Genomic DNA, 26,399 nt, shown 5'->3' on the forward strand with positions numbered 1-26,399 from the left:
TATAAATAATCTGTATTTACATAAGTATAGCAAAAGAAATGGAAAATAGAAATTTTAATCAAATAAAGTTGTGAGCAGACGGCGCATATCATTTTGCCAATACTTCCACGTATGAATACCGTCCTCTAATTCATGATAGGTATACGCTGCTTCTGCTTTTGCCAATGCCTGATTTAATTGACGGTTAGGCTCTACAAAATCAGCTGTGTTTCCGTCACTCATTTTCACTGCTGTTTCCTTTGTACCGATGGTGTGATAAATATCCAGTGTGGACAAGGGCTTTGCCTGCTCCACATATGCTAACACCTTATCGTCAACATAAGGAGACTGGAGTCCTGCTTTATCAAATAGATCCGGATATTTCATTGCGGTCATCAATGCGAGCGTTCCTGCCAGAGAATCGCCAATAATCGAACGGGATTTCCCCAGATGATTTGCCGGAATCAGTTCATCTAAATACGGCACAACTTCCTGGATGAGAAAATCTGTGTATGCTTCATTCTGCTCGCCAGACGGGTGATATTTTTCTCTGCGGTCATATTTATCTTTGTAATGGATTCCCACAAAAATCACATTATGCATTTCTTTTTCCTCATGAAGCTTGTCGCTTAACGTAGCGATTCGTCCCATTTGAAAGTAATCCTTTCCATCCTGCATGATGCAGATTTCATATTTATACGCTGTAGAAAAGACTTCAGGATGATAAATCTGTAATGTCATCGTTTCTCCTAAAAAGGAGCTGTTTATTTCTTTTTCAATCATTTTTCCTTTCCTGCGCAAGCTTCCCACCTCCATTTTTTATAATGAATAATATGTTTTATCGTATAGAAATAGTTTATCATTGTGTGATGTTGCTGTCACTTGAACGTCCTTTTGAAGCTTATTTTTATCGAAGTGTAACAGCCTGTTTCAGTCAACTGATATTTAGAAGGAAAGGAAAAAATTCGACTGAATAAAGTCTCCTTTTATTGATAAAGATGATAATATTTCCCTTTCCGTTTCATAAGCTCCTCGTGGCTGCCCTGCTCCATGATATTTCCATCTTCCAGCATAATAATTTTATCTGCCTCCCGAATCGTATTGAGTCTATGGGCGACAACAAAACTTGTGCAATCCTTCATCAGGCGTTTTAATGCTTCTTGAATGTGCAGCTCTGTTACGGTGTCAATATTACTGGTCGCCTCATCAAGGATTAAAATTTTCGGATTTGCTAATAATGCGCGGGCGATGGTCAACAGCTGTTTTTGTCCCTGACTAATGCCGCTTCCGTCCTGATTCAACACGGTGTCGTATCTATCCTGCAAAGACATGATAAAGTCATGAGCATTCGCATTCTTCGCAGCCTGTTCTACTTCTTTATCCGTCGCATCTAAGTTGCCGTAACGGATGTTTTCCCGAATCGTTCCGTGAAATAAGAATGTATCCTGTAAAACAAAAGCCATATGCTTTCGCAGGCTGGTCCGTTTTATTTTTTTAATATCGACACCATCCAATGTAATCTGTCCGCTATCATAATTATAAAAACGGGAAATCAGATTAATAATGGTAGTCTTTCCGGCGCCGGTATGACCTACAAATGCAATCGTTTCTCCAGGCTTTGCTTCCAAGCTGATATCATTTAGAATGTCGGCAGATTCGTAACCGAAGCCAACATGATCAAAAACAAGATGCCCTTTTGTATCTGGAAGCTCTATTGCGTCCTCCTCATCAACTTCCTCTTGCGTTTCATCCATTACCTGAAATACTCTTTCTGCACCTGCGATAGCGGATAGAAGCAGGTTAAATTGGTTTGATAATTCATTTAAAGGTCTGGTGAATTGTCGGGCATATTCAGTAAAGATAACAATCGTTCCGACAGTAACCAGTGCTCCGTCTGACGTGATAACCAGCACACCGCCGACAAAGGCGATTATCGCAAAGCTTAAAAAGTTCAAGGTATTCATGATCTTCGGGATGAACCCAGAGATGGTCAAAGCCCAAAAGCCTGTATTCTGCAAGGATTTATTTCTTTGCTCAAACTGATTCTTTACATAGTCTTCCTGTGAATACGTCTTCACAACATGCTGACCGGAAACAATTTCTTCTACATAGCCATTTACATTTCCCAGATCCCGCTGCTGTAATTTATACAGCGGTCCGGTTCTTCTGGTGATCCAGCGCATCGCAAAAAACATGACTGGAATAATAGACATCGTAACAACTGTCAGGATAGGGCTGAGGTAAAGCATAATACTGACAGTACCGATTAAAGTAAGCACACTGGCGAAAATTTGAATCACAGATTGGTTCAGGGTGTTATTGATATTATCGATATCATTGGTTAGCCGGCTCATCAACTCCCCATGCTGCCGCTGGTCAAAGTAGGAAATAGGGAGGCGGTGAAATTGTTCAAATAAATTTTTTCTCAGGGTATATACGGTTTGTTGTGCAATGTCTACCATCCAATAGTTTTGAAGAAAGAGCGATAAGGAATGAATCATGTAGACGATAACCAATCCTAAAAGCAGCATACCAAGTCCGTTTAGCTGCCCGACTGCAATAAAATGGTCAATGGACATTCCGACTAGAAAGGGACCCAATAGAGCAAATAATGAACTGATAACGACCATGAAAATGACAAGAAATAGTTTCCCTTTTTCCATTTTTAAATAGTTCCAGATCCGTTTTAAGGCAGCTCCCATGTTTTCTGCTTTTTTTGAATCACCTGTATTCACAGTTGATACATCAATTCGTTTATATTGAAAAGCAGCTTTTAAAGAATTATTTCGCATGGAGAACCTCCTTTTCCTGCTGTGATTCTGCGACAGCCCGGTATAATTCAGAGCGGTCGAGCAGCTCATTATGCGTACCGATATCCAGAATTTTTCCTTGGTCTAGCAGAAGTATCCGGTCGGACGTTTTAGCAGTAGTTATTTTTTGTGTAATTAGAAGAACTGTACACGGATAATGATCCAATGCTTGCAGAAAACGTGCTTCAGTAGCTAAATCAAGTGCACTTGTACTGTCATCGAGCATTAACATCTCCGGCTTGCGAATAAGGGCGCGGGCAATAGAGATGCGCTGTTTTTGTCCGCCGGAGAGATTTACTCCTTTCTGACCGACTCTGGTTTCATATTGATGTTCCAGCTGCTGAATCGTATCATGGATTTGTGCATCCTTCGCTGCTTGAATCACTTCATCCATTGTTGCATCTTTTTTTCCAAAAGCGATATTATCAAAAATAGAGCCGGTAAATAAAAGCGGTGTCTGCGGAACGTAACCAATACCATCCCGTAAAGCCTTGAAGGAATAGTCCGTTAAAAGTATATCATCTACGTAAATATTTCCTTTAGAAGGCTCGTAAAGGTGGGGTATCAACTGGAATAAAGAAGTCTTCCCGGACCCTGTTGCTCCGATAATCGCCAGTCGTTCACCAGCATTTACGGAGAATGAAATATCTGATAGTGTTTCCTTAAATGCGTCCGGATAACGGAAAGAGACATTCTCAAATACGAGGCGGCCTTTCGACAAAGAAAAAACCGCCTGTTTTAACTCCTCTTGTTCTCCATCTTCCTCTGTGAGCACCTCGCTGATTCGCTCGGCAGACGCCTTTGTTCTGGAAAGTATCATGATAATAAAAGAAAACATAGAAATGGCCATCGCTACACGAAGCGCATAATTGATCATCGTAACAACTTCACCAATATTTGCCTGCCCGTTAACAGTTTGGATGCTTCCGAACCAGATAATAAAAATTAAACTTAAATTCATAACAAACAATAAAACGGGACCGGATGATTCCACAATTCGAAAGGTTTTTCGGGTCGTCACAGCAAGTGTCCGGTTGGCGTCATCAAATCGGTTTTCTTCTGTGCTGCGGCGGGTAAAGGCTTTGATGAGTCTCATACCGGCAAGGTTTTCCTGCATGACACGATTGACATCGTCTACATTGCTCTGTACCTGTTTAAATAATTTGCTTGAAATTTTTAATATCCATAAAAGAAATAAAATGAGAAGCGGCACAGTGACTAAAAAAATCAATGCCAGCTGCGCATTGACTACAAAAGCCATGATAACACCGCCAAGGACAGTCAATGGTGCTTTTGCCATAATACGAAGCACCATGAAAACGGTATTCTGAATCTGGCGGATATCATTTGTAAACCGCGTAACCAGAGAAGATGTAGGGTATTTATTTAATTTTGCATAGGTGAAGCTCTGAATTTTGGAAAATAGTTCCTCCCGCAAATCATAAGCATAGGAAAAGCTGACATGAGAGGACAGAAAAGAATTTAGAACGCCTGCAAGAAAGGATAAAAGAGCCAGGCCAATCATAATCGAACCCCAAAATGCAATATTTTGGATATCCTGATTTACTACCCCTTGATTAATCATCAGTCCCAAGAAGAGGGGAAGCAACAGCTCTACTGTAAGCTCGATAAGCATTAATGAGAATGCAATTATTGAAGGAAATGTATAAGGTCTTAAATAGGAAAACACCTTTCGCAAATCAACCACCCGCCAACTAAAAGAGTAAAAGTATTCAGAAATTAAAATGGAAATAAATTGTTTACTATATTATAGAATGAATGGTGATAAATAAGCCAGTATTTGGTTCGGTTTACGAAGTGATGATGGGGGGGAGTTATAACCCTGTAAAATCTACAATAATAACTATATAAATTGAAATTAATAGCTACCGCTACAACGGGTTTCATGGGGTGAGTAATCGCAACCCTAGAAAAACACTCCGCTTTCCGTGGGCCCCGAGCTCATCTCCTTTAAAGAAGACTTGCTGATTGGCAAGCCGTCAGGCGCAGACAGAAGCAAAGTCGCACTTATGCCCCGCAGAAAAAAAGAAGTTCGCTTTTTTTCTGCGGGGTCTTCCCTCCGCGCTTTCCCACGACGGACAGGACGTCCTAGTGTCGGTCGTTGGTCACAGGACGTGACCGTTCTTAGCTGACCAGGAGTCTCTGTGTTTTTCTTCTGGGACTGCGGTTACTCGCCCCACCGAAAACCATTGCGATTACTCGCCCCATCAAAAACCGTCGCTAGTTACTGTTTTCAATCATTATTTCGTCGTTTTTATAAGAAAAATAAAGTGTAATTTCTTACTTCAATTTATATAGATAGTATGTAAAAAGGAAAACGAGCATGAGTAAAAATAAAAATAGCAACTCCTAAATAGTTAGAAGTCGCTATTTATTAATGAATGATTCCGATTGGACTCGAACCAACGACTTCCACCCTGTCAAGGTGGCGCTCTCCCAGCTGAGCTACGGAATCGTATGTAAGTACAAATTATATTATACAGCCAAATGAAGCAGAAGACAAGCTAATAAATATTTATTTCGTTCTAATTGAATCGCATCGAAAAATGAGTTTTTGATGACTGCTTTATTTTAATAGACTATTCTCTATGCTTTTGTCCGCCTGTTAAAGTGGAATAAATGAGGGACAATACATCTTAGGAATAGATAAATTTAAAATCATAAGAATATTTAATAACTTTCCTTCAATTCTTCCTTCCTGTAAAATGAAATAGATTACATTATATTTAATTTGAAAGAGAGAGGAAATATAAAATGCTAGAAAAATTAAAAGCCTATCGATTTCCACTTATTCTTTTAGCTTCTATTATTATTGGAGCGATAATTGGATTGATTTTTGGAGATGATGCAACTGTTATCAAACCTTTTGGGGATTTATTTATTAATTTATTATTTATGATTGTTATCCCGCTTGTATTTTTCTCTATTTCGTCAGCGATTGCCGGCATGGATAGCATGAAGCGGCTTGGGAAAATCATGGGGTCGATGATTACCGTATTTGTCGTAACCGGGGTGATTGCTTCTGTAGTGATGCTTATTGCTACTGTTATATTCCAGCCGGGCTCAGGTGTCGATATCCCTTTAAGCACTCCTGAAAATATAGAAGAACAGAGTTTAGGGGATCAATTAGTCAATACATTTACAGTACCTGATTTTGTTGATTTATTTTCAAGAGATAATATGATGGCCCTTATTGTGATGTCCATCCTGGTCGGTGTTGCAACTGGATTGGCAGGAGAGAAGGGGAGACCGTTTGGAAGATTGCTAACGAGTGCTTCCGATGTGTTTATGAAGTTAATTAAACTCATTATGTATTATGCTCCGATTGGGCTCGGCGCGTACTTTGCATCCTTAGTAGGGGAATTTGGTACAGCGTTGATTGGTGATTATGCCAGGGCAGTGATTGTCTATTACCCTGTGGCTGTATTGTATTTTGCGATTGGTTTTACATTATATGCCTTCCTTGCTGGCGGAAAAAAAGGAGTCAGCCGCTTTTGGAAAAATATACTTGGACCGGCTGCAACCTCACTGGGGACTGGAAGCAGTGTTGCAACAATCCCGGTTAACCTGCAGGCGGCAGAACGGATTGGTGTTCCGAAAGATATTCGTGAGACCATTATGCCGCTTGGAGCCACCATTCATATGGATGGTTCCTGTTTATCTGCTATGTTAAAAATCGCCTTTATCTTTGGGGTATTTAATCAGGATTTCACTGGAATCGATACATTTTTAACTGCCATTGGTATTTGTTTATTATCTGGTATCGTGATGAGTGGAATTCCGGGAGGCGGCTTTACAGGGGAGTTAATGATTATCACATTGTATGGCTTTCCGATTGAGGCCCTGCCAATCATCACAGCTATCGGAGTGGTTGTTGACCCGCCGGCTACAATGGTGAATTCTACTGGTGATACGGTGTCGAGTATGGTTGTGGCAAGACATATCGAAGGGAAAGACTGGATGGAGAAAGCAGATGCCGCCAGGACTTAATTTATAAAATGCAAAGGTGCTGTGTCCCGGTAAGTTTGGGGCACAGCACCTTTTTTAAATTATTTAGTTTAGAAATATATTATTCGTGGAACACAAATAATATAAATAAATTGTTAGATTTCGTAGGAGGTATATTAACATGAGTGATGGTTTTAAAGATAAAATTAAAGGTGCAGGAGATAAAATAAAAGGTGAAGCAAAAGAAGCGTACGGCAAAGCAACAGATAACCCGAAAAAGCAAGCGGAAGGAAAAGCTGATAAAGCAAAGGGTGCCGCAAAAGATAAAAAAGGCGAAATAAAAGATGAGCTGAACAGTTCGAATGAAAATGATACAAAATAAAAGGCTGTTTTAACGGCAATAACATTTTGAAAATCGTTAGGTCGGCTTTTGCCTAAATATAAAAACCCCAGATACCTTGATAAGTAAGGAATCTGGGGTTTTTTGAACAGGCTTCACGCTATTAATGAGAGTAGAAATGAATGGAATATAACAGCCTTGATATAGCAAGGTTTGAATGGTCATTTTGTAAAGAGTAAGAAAGTATATAAAAAATGCTGAATATAGCCGCTCCAACGGAAAAAGCAACAGGTAGACCTGAGCAGGAAGCGGTTTTCTTACCGTGCGGCTGAACGTTGCCCGCGGAAAGCGACTTCCCGTAGCGGACATCCGGACATCGCTTCGGCGAGGACACCTGTGATTTAAAGACCAAGCGGTGTTCTTGGTTTTTCTAAAACCCGCCGAAAAAGCAGGCGAAACTGCATTCATGGATACTCCAAACTGATTAACCTGAACCAGATTGTGGTTCTTAAGATTAATAAAATAATTTTCATTTTATAAAAATAGCCCTTCACAGAGCGTGAGAGGCCTTATCAATTAAATTTACTGTTTTTCCATGTTATTAAACTCTGAAGTGTCGCGAATTGACCAACTAATTATTCCTGGTCCAGCCACAGGCTCAGAATAGATGATTTTCTTTCTGGAAATATTTTTAAAATATTCATTAGCTTCTTTTTGAGAATTAGCGACTACTGTATGTTGCGCCCCGTTCGTATAAATATCAAATGCTTCCATTTTAAAATCCCTCCAAGTTATTAAACGTATTATTCTTTCTCATGTTTAAAAACCAGTATTGCCAATCTATCTATATATTAAACAATCAATAAGGATTTTTTAAATAAAAAAGCCCTCATATTGAAAGGTTAAGCTTCCTGCTCACGCATTTTTTCTAACTAAAAAGCCACCGAAAATACAGTTCTTCAACCTATTGCAAAATGTATAAAAAAAAGCCTTGAAACATTGATTTAACAACATTTCCAAGGCTTTTCTTGTATTTAAATTCAGTTCAACCCGATTAACGAGAGTAGAATTCAACAATAAGCTGTTCGTTAATCTCAGCTGGAAGTTCAGAACGCTCAGGGAAACGAGCATACGTACCTTCTTTTTTCTCCGCATCAAAAGTAGTATATTCTGGTACGAAGTTGTTCACTTCAATCGCTTCTGTAACGATATCTAGTTTTTGAGATTTTTCACGAAGAGCAATTGCTTGACCTGGTTTTACAGAGTAAGATGGGATATCTACGCGAACGCCATCTACTGTAACGTGACCATGGTTAACCAATTGGCGAGCTTGTTTACGTGTGCGAGCAAGACCTAAACGGTAAACAAGGTTATCAAGACGAGATTCAAGAAGAATCATGAAGTTTTCACCATGGATACCTTTCATGTTACCAGCTTTATTGAACAGGTTACGGAATTGACGTTCGTTCAATCCGTACATGAAGCGTAGTTTTTGCTTCTCTTGCATTTGCAAGCCGTATTCAGATAGTTTTCTGCGTGAGTTCGGTCCATGTTGACCAGGAGCGTAAGGGCGTTTATCTAATTCCTTACCAGTTCCAGTTAATGAAATGCCAAGACGACGTGATTTCTTCCATACTGATCCAGTATAACGTGACATAGGACATTTCCTCCTTTATGTTTTATTTGCATAAAATAAAACGCGCGTGATCGTTCCGTTGTTCATTATGTTTTCATGTACCATCGCTCCAGCAGCAGAGAGTTACACGATACACCTTTATAAGCTGAAACTTACAAAGGAACAAAATGAGTGCAAGCGTCGACTCACTTAGGCCACTTTATTATTTTACACAAATTATAGTATATAATTTACATATACGCTTGTCAACATAAAATTAACATAGAGTTAAATAAATCAGGCTAAATTAGAGTGAAATTAACAAAATGTTAAGTTAGAATATTTTTTTCTCTAAGAGCAAAAATGATTTATTATGCATTCGAATCCGTTATAATGAATATATCTACAGTTACCATTTATAGTGAAAAAGGACGTTTATAAATGTTTCTCAAGCTGTGCAACAAATTTTTCTAAATTATCTTGATCGATTGCATCGAATCTGTCATAAATCGGACTGTCGATATCCAAAACACCGATAATTTCCTTATTGCGGGAAATAGGAATAACAATTTCGGACTTTGAAGCTCCGTCACAGGCGATATGACCAGGAAATTGATGGACATCTGCTATACGCTGTGTTTTATTTTTAGAAACCGCAGTACCGCAAACTCCTTTTCCAAAAGGGATACGAATGCAGGCAGGAAGTCCTTGAAAGGGGCCGAGCACTAATTCTTCGTTTTCGGTTAAGTAGAATCCAACCCAGTTAACTTCATCTAAAAATTGGTTGAGCAGAGAGGAAGCATTTGCTAATAGCGCGGTTTGATTTGATTCTCCTGTGGATAGTGCGTCCAGTTGTTTAATAAGAAGCTCATAGTCTTTTGTTTTTTCTCCAGAATAATCAAGTTGTTGAAACATGATGTATTACCTCCTAAAAGTTTATAGTAAAAGCGTGACAAATAATGACATATTGAAATTTATTGTCGATAATCGATTAAAGGATTTATCCCTTTCTTTGTCGTATGAATAGAGTAAGGAGTTGAAAAGAATGAAAAATAATATAACGAAGCAAAAAGTAGTTGATGCTGCTTCCTCCCTATTCTTTCAAAAAGGATTCCATGGCACTTCTGTGCGCGATATTGCAGAGCGGGCCTCTGTGAATGTTTCCTTGATCAGCTATTATTTTAAAGGGAAGCAGGGCCTTTTAGAATATGCTGTAACAAACTATTATGAAGCATATTTAGAAAAAATAGAAGAATCACTGGAAAAAACAGAAGCTGATGCTGCAATCTATCGATTAAATGAATTAATTTTTACAATTATACATTATAAGCAAATGCATCATCAATTAACATGTTTTATTCAGCGCGAATTATCTCTTGATTCCGTGTTTGTCAGAGAAATGACCGTCACCTATCTGGCGAAAGAAAACTATTATTTAAAAGCGCTGTTTCAGGAAACAATTGGTAAAAGCGTCGGACAGGAAGAGAAGCACTATTTATTTATGCAGCTGAAGGGGATGCTGATTACCCCTTATATTTTGCATTCAGATTGGAAGGACCAAATTGTAGGGGAATTTGCTCATGAACAATTTGTTAAAAAGTATACGAAAAGTATACAAAAATGGATACAGTTTAATACGGACGTGAGGATAGGAGGGGAGATTCAATAATAAAAAATATGTCTTTTTCTCCGTATTACAATAAAAAGTTGTTGAATCGATAAGAAAAATGTATTTTCTTTAGCCAAAAGGGCGGAATACATGATATTATAAAGGATATATTATTGTGATTTTTATAATTGTTGATATATTTATATAGAGGTTTATTGGTTGGGAGGCAAAGTATGGCTGTCGTAGTAGGGATTATTTTAGCGATTATTGTATGTTTAACCGTTGCTTTAATTGTAAGAAAACGAGTTTACGATCATGTGGACCATATAGAAAAATGGAAATTAGATATCACGGATAGAGATGTAGCAAAACAGATTGGGCAGATTAAAGCATTGAATCTTTCTGGAGAGACCTTAGAGAAATTTGAAGCCTGGAAAGAAGAATGGGAAAAAATCGTAACAAAATCCTTGCCTGACGTAGAAAAATATCTTGTGAATGCAGAGGAAGCAGCTGACCGTTTTCTTGTGCCGAAAGCAAACAAGATTTTAAAAGAGGCGGAAAGTCATCTGGGGAAAACAGAAGAAGAAATAAAAGAAATTATTGCAGAGTTAGAGGAATTACTTCGTGCAGAGGCAAATGGACGTGAAAGTGCGGAGGAATTAAAGCCTAGAATCAAAGGATTAAGAAGCATGCTTTCCCAATCCAGATACCAGTATGGCAAGGCTGAAAAGGAATTTGATAAAGAAATTGATGCATTGGAACTGATGCTGGAGCAGTACGATGAATTTGTGAATGATGGTGATTATTTAAAAGCAGATGAAAGCATTCAAGAGCTAAAGGAAAGTACTCAAACGGTAGAGAATAAATTAGAATTATTCCCTGATTTGCTCAAACAAGTAAAGCAGGATATGCCGTCACAATTAACAAATCTTTCCGCCGGTATGAAAGAGATGAAGGAAAATGGATACCGGATTAAACACTTAGGTTTTGAAAAAGAAATTATTACATATCAGGAACAATTGAGAAATCTGGAATCTCAGCTGGAAACAGCAGATATAACAGAAGTTGAAGAGCAGCTTCAGCAAATGGAGACCCGTATTTCAGAAATGTACGAAGCGCTGGAAGGGGAAGCAATTGCTAAAAATTATATAGAGAAGAAAGCTCCGGAGTATGAAGATTCAGTAAAACAAATAAGTGCTACGTATGAAGCAGCAACACTGGAAATTGAAGAAATCCAAAAAGCTTACCACGTAGAAGACGATGATATGGAACGTTTCCAAACCATGGGTAAAGCGATCAAGGCTTTGAAAAATCATGTAGAAACAATAGAGCAGAGTATAGATGATGACAAACAATCTCATTCTGAATTGAAAAAAGGAATTGAAGAAGGCTTTAAGAAGATTGAAGAGCTGGAAGAGGAACATGAATCGTTTAAAAAGTCTATCGCAAATTTACGGAAAGATGAACTGGAAGCAAGAGACAAGCTGGAAGAAATGCACGGCCAGCTTGCAGAGTTGAATCGAAAGCTGAAAAAGAGTAATATACCAGGAGTGCCAAGTTATATTTGGACGCGTTTTGAAACAGCATTGCAAAAAAACAATAAAGTAATGGAAGCATTAGAAACCTACCCTCTGGATATGAGCAGCGTACAGCACGCATTGACGGAAGCAAAAAGCTCGATTGATCAAGCTTATGAACAGGTGGATATGATGTTGGATCAGGCTTACTTGACGGAGCAGGTGATTCAATATGCAAACCGCTACAGAAGCCAAAATTCAGAGCTGGATCATAAGCTGAAGGAAGCTGAAAGGCTATTCCGTAATTTTGAATATGAGCTTTCTTTAGAGCATGCCGCCAATGCAGTAGAAGAGGTAGAACCCGGTGCTTTAAAGAAAATAGAAACGTATCAAGAGGAAAGAAACAATTAAAATAACTTTTAACAAATGGTAAGTTCCTTAGATTTTTCCGCTACGATAACATAAGAAATATAAGATGAAGGCTGTCGCTAAGAATGAAATACTTATTGCTTAGGTCAGCCTTACATTTTTGTTTATGCAAAAAGATTTAATGTAAGAAGGTGCAAATATGATATATTTTGATAATAGTGCGACGACGAAGCCGCATTCAGAAGTCGTAGATAGTTTTACAAAAGTGTCCGCTAACTACTTTGCCAACCCCTCATCCATACATCCTTTAGGGGGACAAGTTGAAAAGCTGCTGGAGGCAGCCAGACAGCAGGCAGCGGATTTAATTGATGTGCCGAGAGAAACGATCATCTTTACCTCTGGAGGGACAGAAGGAAATAATACTGCCATCAAAGGAGTTGCCCTGGAGCATCAATCACGCGGCAAACATATTATTACCACTGGAGCAGAGCATCCATCGATTCATGATACTTGCGGGAGTCTGGAAAAACTGGGCTTTGAAATTACCTATTTACCTGTGACAGAAAATGGAACTGTTTCTGCAGCAGATGTAGAAAAAGCCATTAGAAAAGATACCATCCTTGTTACTATGATGCAGGTGAATAATGAAATTGGTTCGATTCAACCGGTTGAAGAAATTGGGACTGTTTTGAAAAAATATCCGAAAGTATTATTTCATGTGGATGCCGTACAAGGTTTAGGGAAGGTTCCTTTGAAACTTACGGGTTCTGGCATTGATATATGTACCTTTTCCGGTCATAAAATTCATGGTCTAAAAGGAACCGGACTTCTGTATGTCAATCATACAGCGAAATTATATCCGCTTTTGCATGGCGGAAGTCAAGAATCGGGTATTCGTTCAGGAACAGAGAATGTAGCAGGCGCTGTTTCCTTTGTAAAAGCATTGCGGTTAATCAAAGAAAAGGAAAGCAGTCAAAAGGATAATGTTTTAAAAAGGCTGCATGATAAGCTTATAAATGAACTTCATCAGATGGAGGATGTAGAAATTAACAGTCCGGAAGATGGTGCGAATCATATTGTTCATTTTTCCGTTCCTGGAATCAAGCCGGAGGTTATTATCCACAGTTTAAGCCAGAAAGAAATATATATTTCAACAAAATCTGCTTGTTCCTCCAGGGATTTAACAGAAAGCCATGTGCTCGTTGCCTGCGGAAAACCAAATGAAGTTGCTTCTTCCGGCTTACGGGTAAGCTTTTCTTATGAGAATACGGAAGCAGAAGCGGCAATTTTTGTAGAGGAATTAAAAAAAGCAATTCAACAATTTAAAGAGGTATTGAGGTAGATAATATGCAATATGATCATATATTAATTCGTTATGGAGAGTTAGCATTAAAAGGAAAAAATGCCAAGCAGTTTATATTAAAGCTTCATGATAATATACACCAGAAGGTAAAAGAGTTTGATGGTGTGAAAGTAATGCGGACACAAGGGAGAATGTTTGTCCTGCTAAATGGCAATCCGCCGGAGCCAATCATTGAAAAACTACAAAACGTTTTTGGCATTCATAGCTTAAGTCTGGCAATTCGTGTAGAAAACGATGTAGAAGAGATAAAAGAAGCGGCTCTCTATGCATTAAAGCGGGAGCCGAATGCGAAAACATTTAAAATGAGCGTTCGCCGAACAAAAAAAGATTTCCCAAAGCATTCGGGAGAAATGAATCATATCCTGGGCAGTCATTTATTAACGAATACGGAGGATATTACCGTAGATGTACATGACCCTGATTTGGAAATTAAAGTAGAGATACGTAAGGAAGCAACCTATATTACGAGCGGAACCATCAAGTGCCGGGGCGGATTGCCAGTCGGAACTTCAGGAAAGTCGCTGCTGCTGCTTTCAGGAGGAATTGACAGCCCGGTGGCCGGATTGTTAGCAATGAAAAGAGGCGTACATTTAGAAGCAATTCATTTTCATTCTCCGCCATTCACCAGTGAACGCGCGAAGCAGAAGGTGCTGGATTTAGCGAAGCAGTTGACGACATATGGGAAATCAATCAAAGTGCATATTGTTCCATTTACCAAATTACAGCAGGAAATTTTTAGAGAGATGCCGAATGATTATGCGATGACTATTATGCGCCGTGTGATGTTTCGTGTCAGTGAGGAGCTTTGCAAGCGCGAAGGAATCTTATCCTTGACTACAGGAGAGAATCTTGGGCAGGTGGCAAGTCAAACCATGGACAGCATGCACACCATTAATGAAGTGACCAATTACCCTATTATCCGCCCATTGATTGCGATGGATAAAGATGAGGTTATTCGAATTGCGCAGGATATCGGCACATATGAAACATCGATATTACCGTATGAAGATTGCTGTACAATCTTTGTGCCGAAATCTCCAAAAACAAAGCCGAAGCGGGATAAAGTGAATTTCTATGAATCGAAATACGATTTTACTCCGTCCATTGAAGAAGCGATAGAGGGAATAGAAACCATAAAAGTAACCGAGAAGACCTTGTTTAATGAGGATTTTACAGACCTTTTCTAAGTAATATCTCAACTTTCGCACCTAAGAATAAGCAAATATATCTTGCTATTCCAGGAGGAACATGTTCTCCATTACCATGCTTGCATTTTAGTGAAATATCCGGCCAACCACTCCGCTTTCCGACGTACAAATGTTTTCGATGGGACGAGTAATCGCAGTCCCAGGACGTGCAAGTGCAGGCGTTGTGACAGGAGTCACGGGCTTAGCCTGCAAACCACTTAGGAGTCTGCGTGGTTGGCCTGTGCTCTGATAGGATTCTGCAGTGAATGAAAGAAATAACATCTCAATGAGTTGGATGAAATAGCAGCTTTCGTCTGAACAACCCAATCATAACAGCATGGATATGAAATAAAGAGGATAGCTTCGATGTACAGAAAGGAATCTTGGTCGAACATTTTACCATACAGCATGAAAAATATGTTCTATCTGATTAAACATCTATTTGGTGAGGTGTTTTCCATGTATAGAATATCCTACTAGCGGAGGAAAAACACCGAGACTCCTATGGGAAAGCGCAATGGTCTTCTGCGGGGCGAGTAATCGCAGTCCCAGTGGGAAGACCCCGCAGAAAAAAGCGAACTTCTTTTTTTGAGGAGGCTGAGCGCAAGCCCATGGAAAGCGTAGTGTTTTTCCGCAGCGGTGCTTTACACTTCACCTTCTATTCTTTGTCAAGGAAGTTATCCAAGGAACAATCAACTCCTGTTTCTATAGAGATAAAGTTACTTTTTAATGTGCGAAAGTTGAGTAATATAAAAAGGACATGCACAAGAAAAAATTACCATAAAAACAAATGCATGTTTCTCCCCTGCTTGGTGCAATCTATAGTTACCAAGGAGGTGAACAACATGGCAAACAATAACTCAAATCAATTAGTTGTTCCAGGAGTGCAACAAGCACTTGATCAAATGAAATACGAAATTGCTCAGGAATTTGGTGTTCAACTTGGTCCTGACTCAACTTCTCGTGCTAACGGATCTGTTGGTGGAGAAATTACGAAAAGATTAGTAACAATGGCTGAGCAACAATTTGGTGGAACTAAATAAATAACATGATTGGCTGGCTGCCTCCGCTGATGCGGGGGCAGCCTTTATATTTGGATCTGATAAAAAAACTGCCGCAGCTTATTAGTGCAGTGCGCGGCAGGTTTTGAATTATTTTATTAAGGAGAATTTCCCCTGGAACTGCAGCTGAGTGAAGTTACGTTTTATAAAAAAGTACGTTGTATACGATTCCAGAAAGTGTTGTTTGACATTCTGACGGTTTTTATAACGGTGTTGTCCATTTCGATGTCTACATGACGAATGCGCTGTACAGGCCATGCTTCATTATCGAGACTGATAATTGGATAATCATTGCCGTCTTGAATGACTTCCAGCTGCAGTCTTCTATTCTGATTTAATATAAAAGAGGATCCTAATGTACGATAATTATTATTATTTAAAGAGGCGACTTCAGAAACTTGAAAGCTTGACAGTAACGGGTCGATAACTGCCCCGTGAGCTGATTTGGAGTAGCCTGTACTACCTGTAGGAGTAGATACTACCATGCCGTCACCCCGGAATGTTTCAAAATGTTCATCGTCTATTTTAACATCGATAACAATCGTTTTAATAATACTGGAGCGCAGAGATACTTCATTTAAGCAATAAAAAGCTTTTTCTCCATTCACACTCACTTTAATTGTTGGAAAACGGCGGACTTCTATTTTATTATTTGTGACCGCATCAATCATTTCTTCAAATCTGGTTATACTAAAATCACAGTATAATCCAATTTGATCCCCATCCGCGATACCTGTATAGATGCAATCCTGGCGGAAACCGGTGCGGCGAACTGCCTGCAAAAAGGTGCCATCTCCGCCAATACTGACAATAATAGACGCATCTTTAGATTCGTTCACGACATTCAAACCATTTTGTTCCGCCAGCGATTTCAGGTGATTTGTTTTTTCGCCTTCCTGTCGAGGGTGGTAATAAAAGAAAATGTTATTTCGATTCTGCATATAATAACCTCCAAACAAAATATAGTGGCACTGTACGCTTCTGTCAGTCTGCTCTATCCATGATATAGAGCCGTCATGTTGTCAGACAGGAACGGATGAGCTGCTTTTTATTTCAAAAGGAAGTGCAAGAGCACCATCCTCCTTTAGAAATAAGCATTTTCTATCTTTATCATAACATTTTCTAGCTGGTATTTCTCTTTAGAATATGAACAGATAGTGAATGGTATAGGAAAGGGAACCAATTGAAAATACACATTCAGGAGCGCTGATTATGGATAGTTTATACATTATTTTAATTCTTATCGCAGGAATAGTTTTTTTCATCGCTTTTTTCCTGCAAAGTAAATGGATTATTAAAATTAAATATCAATTTCCGGAAATGCGTGATGCACAGATTTCTGTCTATCTTTATAAATGGTGTGTGATCAGGCAGAAGAATTTACGTATATCAAACCAGGCAGAGATGGAAAAAGGATTTATCCATTTTTATAAGCTGTTGCGGGAGAAAAAGCTTCATGTTTTAAAAGAAATACGATTACAAGCTTTATTAAAGGAATTGCAGGTGCTTGAATTTAAATGGCAGACCAAAGGAGGAACAGGGAATGCCTTTACTACTTCTATCACCAGCGGGACAATGTGGGCTGTAAAAGGGTGGCTGGTCGGTTACCTTTCACAGCACCTTCAGCTTTGCGGGAAACCGCAAATTAATGTTCAGCCGGATTTTCAAAGTGCCCGTCTTGAGACTGCTTTTTCGTGTATGATTTCCTTCCGCTTAGGAAAAACTATTCTAGGAATCATGCGTGTATTGAAAATAAAGGAGGTAAGAAAATGACAGAACATCCAATAGAAGGTTTGATGTCTAGCGCAATGAAAAATATACAAAAGATGGTTGAGGTAAATACAATTGTAGGAGAGCCTTTAAAAGCACCCGATGGGACTGTGATTATTCCTGTTTCCAAGGTTGGTTTTGGTTTTGCGGCGGGCGGAAGCGAATTTATGCCGTCAGAATTAAAGGCAGATGATGTGGAAGAGCACGAAATTCCATTTGGCGGCGGAAGCGGGGGAGGAGTATCGATTACACCGGTTGCTTTTCTCGTATTAAAAGAAGGAAAGATGGATTTGGTTCATATGGATCAGCATACACATCTGTATGAAAAATTAATTGATTTACTGCCAGAGCTGCTGCAGCGATCAAATATGCTGAAAAAAGAAAAAAGTGGCGAAAAGAAAGTAGAGCAGCATCATCATAAAAAAGATGAAAAAGAACGGGTAAAAACTTCAGAGAAGGAGCCTGAAAAGGAAAAGGGAGAATTAGAATCGATTCTTACCCGTTTTGAAATATAGATTGTCTACAATAGCTATAATTGGACAGTTTGTATAACAAGCCCCATAATAGGAATTGAATGATAATAGTAAAGATGGGGAGGAGAAATATCATGCCAAAACAAACTACATTTAAACAAGAACCCGTTACATTATTAGGAGAAGAACAAAAAGCAGGGAACAATGCTCCTGACTTTACGGTACTTGCAAATGATTTATCTGAGAAAACATTAGCTGATTACGAAGGAAAGGTGAAACTAATCAGTGTTGTGCCTTCTTTAGATACTGGTGTATGTTCCGAGCAGACTCGTCGTTTTAATGAGGAAGCAGCCAGCCTGGATAATGTATCGGTACTTACAATCAGCATGGATTTGCCATTTGCTCAAAAACGCTGGTGCGGTGCAAATGGGATTGAAAACGTAGAAACATTATCTGATCATCGCTCCGCAGATTTCGGCGAGAAGTATGGTGTGCTTATTGAAGAGCTTCGTTTATTAGCCCGTTCCATTTTCGTTGTGGACGAAAATAACAAAATTACTTATGTGGAATACGTTTCAGAAGTATCAGACCATCCGGATTATGATGCGGTATTGGAACATTTAAAATCAAAATAATAAAAAAAGCATGGTTTCCGCTTGGGACCATGCTTTTTTTATTGGTTATTCTACGGATTCAAATAATGGAATCATCTTTTGTGTTGCTACATCCAATAATCCTAAATCAGTAATTCGTACTTCAGGGATGACAGTTAAGGTTAAAGAAGATAATGCCATCGAAGGAGAGCGTCTGCCAACCTTTACTCCCATGGAATCTGCTGTTTGATTAAAGGAATCAATTTTTGGTGCAAGCTCTTCCACAGGTTCCGCTGCCATTAATCCGGCAATCGGCAAGTTAACTTGTGCTTTGACTTCTTGATTAGATACAAGGCAAAGTCCGCCGCCGGAAGCTTCTAATTGCTTGGCAGCTAGAAGCATATCCTTTGTATTTTTTCCAACAACGACAAGGTTATGGCTGTCATGCGCAATCGTAGTAGCATAAGCTCCTTCTTTTAATCCAGCATTTTTCAATATACCTACAAATGGTTTTCTACCTTGCCCATGTCTTCCAGTTACTGAAACATATAGGCAATCCTCTGGGAGAGATGAAATAACCCCATTTACAGCTTCCAGTTCCACCGTTCTTTTCTGTGTAGTACCGATTGGAAGCATCTCCATCGTATTGATTCTTACTTTTCCGTTCTGTACGGGTGAAGTAATTTGAAAATCTTCTTCTGTTAATACAGGGATGGAAACTGTATTTTTTGTTAGTGGCGGTACTTCACTGGATAGGGTTTCTGTTAAATGCTTCTCCTCCACCAATTGTTTTCCTTCGACAAATACATCGTTGATATCCATCTCATCAAGGGAGTTGACAAGGGAGAAGCTGGCGATATAGCCGGAGGCAATCGCTCCCTGATCTCTCAATCCGAAACGGACCGCACCATTTAAACTTGCATAGCGAATTGCTAATGGTGCGGGAATTCCTTCTTCAATACAGCGGCGGACGACCCGGCTCATTTGTCCGTTTTTCAGCATATCACTAGGTTCCACATCATCTGTACACATGGCAATATTGGAAGCGTAAGGAAGAACCTTCCATGCTTCTGCAGCAATGTCAGCAAATTGGCTGACACTGGATTCCCGGATATAGATCAGCATGCCAGCCCTTAATTTCTCAATAATTTCATCTGATTTACGGCTTTCATGATCTGTATTTACTCCAGCAGCAAGGTAGGCGTGCAAATCTTTTCCTGATACTCTTGGCAGATGGCCTTCGTTCAGCTTATTTTTTTGCAGACCAGCTTCCACAATGCCTGCCATTCGATCATCTTGGTTAATGACACCGACATAATCCATGACTTCAGCAACACCGACTGCTTCCGGCAAGTCTAATAGTTCATTAATATCTTCCGGACCAAATGCTGCCCCAGCTGTCTCCACACCTGGGACCGCTGGTACGCAAGAAGGAATGGTAAGTAAGAATTGTACGGGCAGATTTCTGCTGGCGGCTGCCATGTATTCCACACCTTCTTTTCCAAGGACATTTCCGATTTCATGCGGGTCGATAACTGCTGTTGTGGTGCCATGACGTAAAACTTCGCGGGCAAACATGTCTGGTGTAACCATTGTGCTTTCGATATGCACATGACAGTCAATCAATCCTGGAATGGCATATTTTCCTTTTGCATCGATTTCTTTTTCACCCTCGATAGGAAAGGAAGGTTTGCCATTTTCATACGCAGCAATTGCACTAAAACGATTTTCTTTTATGCCGATATCGGCAGGATATACTTCTGCAGTAAATACGTTAACCAGCTGTGCATTCCGGATAACTAAATCCATTTTGATATCTCCGCGTGCTGCAGCTACGATTTGGTTGCGACTATATTTCATCATTTTTTTCCTCCTTGTGTTGCTTTATTCTGCTAAGGTTATAAAATAAATAATCAATGGGATAACAAGAACAAACAGTCCCGGATGAACTTCTTTTATCCGGCCAGACAAGCTTTTTACAACAACATACATAATAATACCGGCAGAAATTCCGTTTCCGAAATTAAAAGTGAAAATGGTGATTACGATGGTAATAAATGCCGGCAATGATTCCGTAACTTCTGTGAAATCAATGTTTTTAACAGAAGAAAGCATGGTTAACCCAACTAAAATCAAGGCTGGAGCTGTTGCTTCTGTAGGAATAATCATAATAATCGGCGTAACGAATAAGGTTGCTAAAAATAAAATTCCTGTAGAAACAGCAGTTAATCCAGTACGGCCGCCTGCTTCGACGCCAGCTGCAGATTCCACATAGGTTGTCATGACAGGGACAGAGAAGAAGGAGCCCAAGGTGGTACCGCCTGCATCCACTAAGAAAGGCTTATCAATATTCGGCAGGTTTCCATTCTTGTCCAGCATGTTCCCTTTTCCAGCAACACCCAGCATGGTGCCGAGGCTGGAGAAGAAGTCCGGTACGAAAAAGGCCAGCATAAATGGGAAATATGCCATTTTTAATGCATCCATGATATCTAATTGAAATAATACTGGTCCCGGACTTTCAGGTAATGAAAATATGGATTCAGGAAGCTGAGTTACTCCCATTGGAATACCAATAATGGTTACAAGCGCAATTCCGATTAATAAATGTCCGCGCACATTTCGTGCTAAAAGAACACTCATAATGAGAAATCCAATTAAAGCGAGTATAGCACTGGGGGAGCTGACATCGCCTAATTGCAGAGAATTTGCACCCTCATCAGCAACCACCAGCCCCGCATTTCGAAAACCGATGAGTGCAATAAATAAACCGACACCTGCACCAATAGACAATTTGATTGCCGGCGGAATAAGGCGAACTATCAATTTTCTTAAACCGAAGATGGTAAATAATACGAATAGGATACCTGAGATAAATACCATACCCATCGCGGTTTGCCAAGGAATTCCTTCAGCGAGAACCAAAGTGACTGCTAAAAAAGCAACAGAGCCCAGGCCGGGAGCAAGGGCAAACGGACGGTTACTGTATAACCCCATTAGTATAGTGACTATTCCTGTCATCAGGATGACGGAAACAGTAATAGGCCCTACAGGCATCCCCGCTTCCTCCAGCATTCCAGGAACAATGATAAGAACGTATAGCATGGTCATAAACACAGTTAATCCTGCTGTCAATTCTGTTCGTGTATCTGTTTTGTTTTCCGTTAAATGAAAGAATTGATTAAGTTTGTTAGAAAACTTCATAAGATGACGATCTCCTTCTAAATGAATTGTTGGATGTGTCTCGTAAAATAAACAAAGTTCGGAAAAAACAGGATATCCCTGTATTTCCGAACTTTGTAAGTTAAAGTTATGTGTAACAGAATTGTACCAATTCAAAACCCAAATAAATGCTATAGTTAACATAGACTTTAACTACGTAGTCCGGTTCTTTGACGGGAACCAGGTAGAAACGCTCAGACCATATTACTGAGAATATACGAGTTAAATACACTTAAGTTACTATAGCAGACAGTGGTTGAAATATCAACATAAAAAATGAACGTTTTGAGGAAAAATAGATTTATTGTTCGTGTTTTCTGGGTAAACTGCTAACATATAAGAATATGTAAGAGAAATTCCTTTTACATCTGTCTCAAGTATTGTTAAAATAGAAAGTTGTCAGCTTGGATAGGAGGACATGCCATGGAGCAATCAAATGTTGAGAAATTATTTAAATCTATAGATGAAGTTACTGAAATCATACAAAATGCAAAAAATGAAACCTATCTGGAAAGTTTGATTATCGCTTTAAATATCATCTTAGATGATGGAGCTCAAGATGAGTTAGACGATGTTACAAAGCACAAGGTTGCAAAACCGGTTCAAACAGTTAATGAAGAAGAATTTGATGCAGAAACGTATCGAAAAGCGTTAAGCCTGTCTATTTTAAAAGGGATGAAAGGGGCTTCGCAACAGCAGCATTTAATGACGCCTGATACAGTCGGCTTTTTAATCAGCTACCTGACAAATAAGCTGATTGATAAAAAAGGGCAAATAAGTCTTTTTGACCCGGCTGGCGGGACAGCTAATCTGCTTACCATCGTCTTGAATCAATTGGAAAATCCTTTTAAAGCATATGCTTCTGAAGTCGATCCCGCGTTGATAGAGCTGGCTGTGTTAAATGCCAATTTGCAGAAAAAAGAAATCAGCTTTTATCATCAAGACAGTTTACGGCCTTTCCTGATAGAGCCTGTAGATATGGTTGTCACAGATCTTCCAGTAGGGTATTATCCAGATGATGTGACAGCGGAAGAATATCAATTAAAGGCTGATAAAGGAAATTCTTACGCACATCATTTATTTATAGAGCAGAGTTTGAAATATTTAAAAGAGGGCGGCTTTTTTATCGGTGTTATCCCGGAATTTTTATTTGACAGTGATCAATCGGACAAGCTGCATGCGTTTTTCCAGGAAACTGCACATATTGTCGGAGTCATCCGCTTGCCGGAAACATCTTTCAAGTCAAAAAATCAGGCGAAAAGTGTATTAATCCTGCAGAAAAAAGGGTATGGTACAAAAGAACCGAAGCAGCCGTTACTTGTACAATTGCCTTCATTTAAGAATGCGCAAGCAATGGCAGATATTATCAAACAAATCAATGAATGGTTTACATCCTATCCAAATAGGATTAAATGAAAATATAGGAGTGGAATGAAAATGAGTAATGTATTAGCAATTAATGCGGGGAGTTCATCTTTAAAATTTCAATTGATAAAAATGCCTGAAGAGGAAGTAGCGGCAATCGGCCTAGTAGAAAGAATCGGATTACCAGAATCTGTTTTTAAAATGGAAGCAAATGGAGAAGAAGAAAAAACAGTTACAGATATTCCAGATCATAGTGTAGCAGTAAAAATGTTATTAGATGCTTTAATTTCTCAAGGAATTATTCAATCATTTGATGAGATTGATGCGGTAGGACACCGTGTTGTTCATGGAGGAGAGTATTTCTCTGATTCGGTTTTATTAGATGATGAAGCAATTCAAAAAATTGAGGAAGTATCTGAACTGGCTCCTTTGCATAACCCTGCTAACTTGACTGGAATCAATGCTTTTAAAGAAATTCTTCCAGATGTTCCAATGGTGGCAGTATTTGATACAGCGTTCCATCAGTCTATGCCGGCATCTTCTTATTTATATAGCTTGCCAAGAAACTATTATGAAGACTATGGAATTCGTAAATATGGATTCCACGGAACTTCTCATAAATATGTTTCTGAGCGTGCGGCGGAGCTTTTAGGAAGACCGTTGGAAAGTCTTCGTTTAATTTCTTGCCATATTGGTAATGGCGCCAGTGTTACAGCAATTAAAGATGGGAAATCAATGGATACTTCAATGGGCTTTACACCGCTAGCCGGAGTAACCATGGGGACAAGATCTGGAAATATTGACCCTGCCTTGATTCCTTATATTATGCAGCGTACTGGGAAAACAGTTGACGAGGTATTGCATGTATTAAATAAAGAAAGTGGAATGCTGGCATTATCTGGGTTCTCTAGTGATTTACGTGATATTCAGGATGAAGCAGATACGAATGAACGAGCTGAGCTTGCATTAAATGTGTTTGCTGGGCGTATTCATAAGTATATTGGATCGTATGCTGCTAAAATGAATGGCGTGGATGCAATTATATTCACTGCAGGTGTAGGGGAAAATAGCATTGCTATACGTGAAAAAATTCTTACCGGTTTAGAATTCATGGGCATTTATTGGGACCCAAAACTAAATGATGTTCGCGGGAAAGAACAATTCATCAACTACCCGCATTCTCCAGTAAAAGTAATGGTCATTCCGACAAATGAAGAAGTAATGATTGCCCGGGATACCGTTCGTTTAAGTCAATAACATATACAGCCCCAAAAGCCTTTTTACTCATGAAGCTTATCGAGTAAAAAGGCTTTTTCAATACATTTTTAATAGGAAAATAAAAAGATTCTTAAAAAGTTCTAGCGCGTAACAAGCACGTCGCAGCTGGCATATCTCGTAATGCTTTCAGATACACTTCCAATTAAGAAGCGCTCTACAGCATTCATCCCGGTCGCCCCGCACATGATTAAATCAGCTTCAAAATTAGCCGCTATTTCTTTAGCAATTTTGACTTTAGGAGACCCATATTCAATGCAGCGGACAATATCTGTTAATCCGGCAGCTTCAGCCTGTTTGACGTAATCATCCAATAATTCTTTCGCATACGTCTCTGCTCTTTCGGATAAAGAACGGTCATACGCTTCAGCTGTTGAGAAATTACGAGAGTCCACGACATGAGCAAGAATCAATCGAGCATTATTTCGTTTAGCAACAGCGAGCGACTTAGTAAAAGCCTTTTCAGCTGCTTTCGATCCATCTACTGCGACAACAATATTTTTATATTCCATCATGATTCATCTCCCCTTTCTACTATTATTATATACCTGATTTGTAAGCGTTACAAACGAATAAATGTAAATTACATAACATTTCGAAAAAAAGTCAAAAAAGCAAATGAAATGATTCTAAAATTCGAAAAATGCTTGACAGTCGAGCTTAAAACAATTTTAGAATCAATAAAACCCCGGTCTTCTGCAGACCGGGGTTTTCGTAATTTAAAAACTAAGAAATAATTTGTAATGTTTTTGGATATTTTGTCAGCTCTAAAGGCATATAATTGGTCGTAAACAGCATATCTTCAATTCTTACGCCGCCAATATTTGGAACATAGATTCCAGGTTCAATCGTAAAACACATTCCAGGTTCGATAGGAAGGGTGTTTTCGCTGTGCATGGAAGGATATTCATGTGTTTCAATTCCCAATCCATGCCCAAGCCGGTGTGTGAAATAGTCACCGTATCCTTGCTCTGTAATATAATTTCTTGCGATTTTATCTAATTCGCCGACTGCAGTGCCGGTTCTGCTTGCATCTATCGCTCTTTCTTGTGCTTCCAACACCGTGTCATATATCTGTTTCTGTTCATCTGAGATATTACCAAAGGCAACAGTCCTTGTAATATCAGAGCAATAACCTTGATAAATAACTCCTAAATCGAAGAGAACGAAACTATTTTTCTCTAACTGCGTTTTATCAGGATTTCCGTGAGGGGAGGCTGTTTTTGAACCGAATAAAGCCATGGTCTGAAAGGACATCTCGCGTATACCCTGTTTTTTTAAGGTGTGCTCAATGGTCGCAACTACCTCTAGTTCGGAGACACCTTCTTTTAAGGCTTCCACACCAGTTTTAACACCTAAATCTGCTAATTCAGCGGCTGTCCGTAATAAATCATGCTCTTTTTTGGTTTTAATTAAACGCAGATTTTGGATAACTGGCGTGGCATCTATATAGGCCGCATCCGGGAAGATTTCTTGAAGCTGGTTATAACGGTAAAGCGTCAGATGGTCTTTTTCCACTGCCATGACAGCTGGTTCTTTTTCTTGTTTCTTTAAGAACGCCTGTAAGGAATGCCAAGGATTTTCATGGTCATAATAGCTTACAATCAAATGCTCCCATCCGGCATTTCTTGCATCATCTTCTTCCATTTTAGGTAATAGAAATATCGGGTCGATTCCGTCCATAACAAGGATTCCGATAACTCTTTCATGCGGATCAGTATAGTATCCGCTTAAATAATATACATTTGCTTTGGAGCTGATAAAACAACTGTCCGCTTGCTGTTTTTTTAGCTCGGCAAATAAATGGTTAATTCTGTCTGACATTATTTTTTGCCTCCTAGTTGATTAGTATTACTGCTGTTTGACATGAATAAATAGTATGCTC

23 protein-coding genes, 1 tRNA gene and 1 riboswitch are annotated in these 26,399 nt (G+C 39.2%); of the genes, 12 read left to right on the forward strand and 12 right to left on the reverse strand.

Features of this window, described 5'->3' with window-relative positions:
• Positions 1 to 54 precede the first annotated feature (54 nt).
• From ACW0TQ_RS15520 to ACW0TQ_RS15535, 4 genes are all read right to left on the reverse strand, one after another.
• The gene (locus ACW0TQ_RS15520; RefSeq protein ID WP_455725809.1) at positions 55 to 780 is read right to left on the reverse strand and encodes an alpha/beta hydrolase; all 726 of its coding nucleotides are present in this window, start codon (positions 778 to 780) and stop codon (positions 55 to 57) included.
• 185 nt (positions 781 to 965) lie between these two features.
• Positions 966 to 2,771: an ABC transporter ATP-binding protein gene (locus ACW0TQ_RS15525; protein ID WP_455725810.1), complete on the reverse strand. Its 1,806-nt coding sequence runs from the start codon at positions 2,769 to 2,771 to the stop codon at positions 966 to 968.
• Positions 2,761 to 4,488 carry an ABC transporter ATP-binding protein gene (locus ACW0TQ_RS15530; protein WP_455725811.1) on the reverse strand — a complete coding sequence of 576 codons (1,728 nt, stop codon included), beginning with the start codon at positions 4,486 to 4,488 and terminating at the stop codon, positions 2,761 to 2,763. The genes ACW0TQ_RS15525 and ACW0TQ_RS15530 overlap by 11 nt, the downstream gene beginning before the upstream one ends.
• A gap of 704 nt (positions 4,489 to 5,192) precedes the next feature.
• Positions 5,193 to 5,265, reverse strand: a tRNA-Val gene (locus tag ACW0TQ_RS15535).
• Between the two features lie 299 nt (positions 5,266 to 5,564).
• On the opposite strand from ACW0TQ_RS15535, the gene ACW0TQ_RS15540 reads away from it, so the two are divergent.
• Together ACW0TQ_RS15540 and ACW0TQ_RS15545 are read left to right on the forward strand one after the other, a co-directional pair.
• A complete protein-coding gene (locus tag ACW0TQ_RS15540) occupies positions 5,565 to 6,800 on the forward strand; it encodes a dicarboxylate/amino acid:cation symporter (protein ID WP_193063234.1) in 1,236 nt (411 codons plus the stop codon).
• A 139-nt stretch (positions 6,801 to 6,939) separates the two neighbouring features.
• Positions 6,940 to 7,140: a CsbD family protein gene (locus ACW0TQ_RS15545; RefSeq protein WP_042535399.1), complete on the forward strand. Its 201-nt coding sequence runs from the start codon at positions 6,940 to 6,942 to the stop codon at positions 7,138 to 7,140.
• A gap of 540 nt (positions 7,141 to 7,680) precedes the next feature.
• Here the strand turns inward: ACW0TQ_RS15545 and ACW0TQ_RS15550 are convergent.
• From ACW0TQ_RS15550 to ACW0TQ_RS15560, 3 genes are all read right to left on the reverse strand, one after another.
• Positions 7,681 to 7,872, reverse strand: coding sequence for a hypothetical protein (locus tag ACW0TQ_RS15550; protein ID WP_042535397.1), 192 nt, complete (start codon positions 7,870 to 7,872; stop codon positions 7,681 to 7,683).
• A gap of 280 nt (positions 7,873 to 8,152) precedes the next feature.
• A complete protein-coding gene (gene rpsD, locus ACW0TQ_RS15555) occupies positions 8,153 to 8,755 on the reverse strand; it encodes a 30S ribosomal protein S4 (RefSeq protein WP_042535395.1) in 603 nt (200 codons plus the stop codon).
• 393 nt (positions 8,756 to 9,148) lie between these two features.
• Positions 9,149 to 9,628: a GAF domain-containing protein gene (locus tag ACW0TQ_RS15560; RefSeq protein WP_193063236.1), complete on the reverse strand. Its 480-nt coding sequence runs from the start codon at positions 9,626 to 9,628 to the stop codon at positions 9,149 to 9,151.
• A gap of 130 nt (positions 9,629 to 9,758) precedes the next feature.
• Here ACW0TQ_RS15560 and refZ point away from each other — a divergent pair, with 130 nt between their 5' ends.
• The 5 genes from refZ to ACW0TQ_RS15585 all read left to right on the forward strand — a co-directional run bounded on the left by refZ (position 9,759) and on the right by ACW0TQ_RS15585 (position 15,801).
• Positions 9,759 to 10,382 carry a forespore capture DNA-binding protein RefZ gene (gene refZ, locus ACW0TQ_RS15565; RefSeq protein ID WP_042535390.1) on the forward strand — a complete coding sequence of 208 codons (624 nt, stop codon included), beginning with the start codon at positions 9,759 to 9,761 and terminating at the stop codon, positions 10,380 to 10,382.
• A gap of 173 nt (positions 10,383 to 10,555) precedes the next feature.
• Positions 10,556 to 12,250 (forward strand): septation ring formation regulator EzrA, encoded by a 1,695-nt coding sequence (gene ezrA / locus ACW0TQ_RS15570; protein WP_042535388.1) that lies wholly within the window; start codon positions 10,556 to 10,558, stop codon positions 12,248 to 12,250.
• A gap of 157 nt (positions 12,251 to 12,407) precedes the next feature.
• Positions 12,408 to 13,550, forward strand: coding sequence for a cysteine desulfurase family protein (locus ACW0TQ_RS15575; protein ID WP_042535386.1), 1,143 nt, complete (start codon positions 12,408 to 12,410; stop codon positions 13,548 to 13,550).
• A gap of 5 nt (positions 13,551 to 13,555) precedes the next feature.
• Positions 13,556 to 14,758, forward strand: coding sequence for a tRNA uracil 4-sulfurtransferase ThiI (gene thiI / locus ACW0TQ_RS15580; protein WP_042535385.1), 1,203 nt, complete (start codon positions 13,556 to 13,558; stop codon positions 14,756 to 14,758).
• 845 nt (positions 14,759 to 15,603) lie between these two features.
• Positions 15,604 to 15,801 carry an alpha/beta-type small acid-soluble spore protein gene (locus tag ACW0TQ_RS15585; RefSeq protein WP_040979745.1) on the forward strand — a complete coding sequence of 66 codons (198 nt, stop codon included), beginning with the start codon at positions 15,604 to 15,606 and terminating at the stop codon, positions 15,799 to 15,801.
• 161 nt (positions 15,802 to 15,962) lie between these two features.
• Here ACW0TQ_RS15585 and ACW0TQ_RS15590 read toward each other — a convergent pair whose 3' ends face one another.
• Positions 15,963 to 16,760 (reverse strand): NAD kinase, encoded by a 798-nt coding sequence (locus ACW0TQ_RS15590; RefSeq protein WP_042535382.1) that lies wholly within the window; start codon positions 16,758 to 16,760, stop codon positions 15,963 to 15,965.
• Between the two features lie 271 nt (positions 16,761 to 17,031).
• Between ACW0TQ_RS15590 and ACW0TQ_RS15595 the strand changes: the two genes are divergently transcribed.
• The 3 genes from ACW0TQ_RS15595 (at position 17,032) to tpx (ending at position 18,697) form a co-directional block, all read left to right on the forward strand.
• Positions 17,032 to 17,592, forward strand: a complete 561-nt coding sequence (locus ACW0TQ_RS15595) for a DUF2953 domain-containing protein (protein ID WP_042535380.1) — start codon at positions 17,032 to 17,034, stop codon at positions 17,590 to 17,592.
• Positions 17,589 to 18,104, forward strand: a complete 516-nt coding sequence (gene ytfJ, locus ACW0TQ_RS15600; protein ID WP_042535378.1) for a GerW family sporulation protein — start codon at positions 17,589 to 17,591, stop codon at positions 18,102 to 18,104. Before ACW0TQ_RS15595 ends, ytfJ begins: the two co-directional genes overlap by 4 nt.
• 92 nt (positions 18,105 to 18,196) lie before the next feature.
• The gene (gene tpx, locus ACW0TQ_RS15605) at positions 18,197 to 18,697 is read left to right on the forward strand and encodes a thiol peroxidase (RefSeq protein ID WP_042535376.1); all 501 of its coding nucleotides are present in this window, start codon (positions 18,197 to 18,199) and stop codon (positions 18,695 to 18,697) included.
• A gap of 45 nt (positions 18,698 to 18,742) precedes the next feature.
• On the opposite strand, the gene ade is transcribed toward tpx, so the two are convergent.
• Positions 18,743 to 20,518: an adenine deaminase gene (gene ade / locus ACW0TQ_RS15610; RefSeq protein ID WP_289584940.1), complete on the reverse strand. Its 1,776-nt coding sequence runs from the start codon at positions 20,516 to 20,518 to the stop codon at positions 18,743 to 18,745.
• A gap of 21 nt (positions 20,519 to 20,539) precedes the next feature.
• Positions 20,540 to 21,856: an NCS2 family permease gene (locus tag ACW0TQ_RS15615; protein ID WP_193063239.1), complete on the reverse strand. Its 1,317-nt coding sequence runs from the start codon at positions 21,854 to 21,856 to the stop codon at positions 20,540 to 20,542.
• Between the two features lie 155 nt (positions 21,857 to 22,011).
• Positions 22,012 to 22,115: riboswitch (purine riboswitch) on the reverse strand.
• A 182-nt stretch (positions 22,116 to 22,297) separates the two neighbouring features.
• Here ACW0TQ_RS15615 and ACW0TQ_RS15620 point away from each other — a divergent pair.
• Both ACW0TQ_RS15620 and ACW0TQ_RS15625 read left to right on the forward strand, forming a co-directional pair.
• A complete protein-coding gene (locus tag ACW0TQ_RS15620) occupies positions 22,298 to 23,290 on the forward strand; it encodes a class I SAM-dependent methyltransferase (RefSeq protein WP_193063241.1) in 993 nt (330 codons plus the stop codon).
• Between the two features lie 21 nt (positions 23,291 to 23,311).
• Positions 23,312 to 24,496: an acetate kinase gene (locus ACW0TQ_RS15625; RefSeq protein WP_042535370.1), complete on the forward strand. Its 1,185-nt coding sequence runs from the start codon at positions 23,312 to 23,314 to the stop codon at positions 24,494 to 24,496.
• A gap of 101 nt (positions 24,497 to 24,597) precedes the next feature.
• Here ACW0TQ_RS15625 and ACW0TQ_RS15630 read toward each other — a convergent pair whose 3' ends face one another.
• Complete coding sequence (locus tag ACW0TQ_RS15630; protein WP_042535369.1) at positions 24,598 to 25,029, reverse strand: universal stress protein; 432 nt, start codon at positions 25,027 to 25,029, stop codon at positions 24,598 to 24,600.
• Between the two features lie 211 nt (positions 25,030 to 25,240).
• On the reverse strand, positions 25,241 to 26,338 hold the full coding sequence (locus ACW0TQ_RS15635) for a M24 family metallopeptidase (protein WP_193063243.1): 1,098 nt from the start codon (positions 26,336 to 26,338) through the stop codon (positions 25,241 to 25,243).
• Positions 26,339 to 26,399 lie beyond the last annotated feature (61 nt).

Source organism: Oceanobacillus sp. M60 (genome assembly GCF_053839645.1).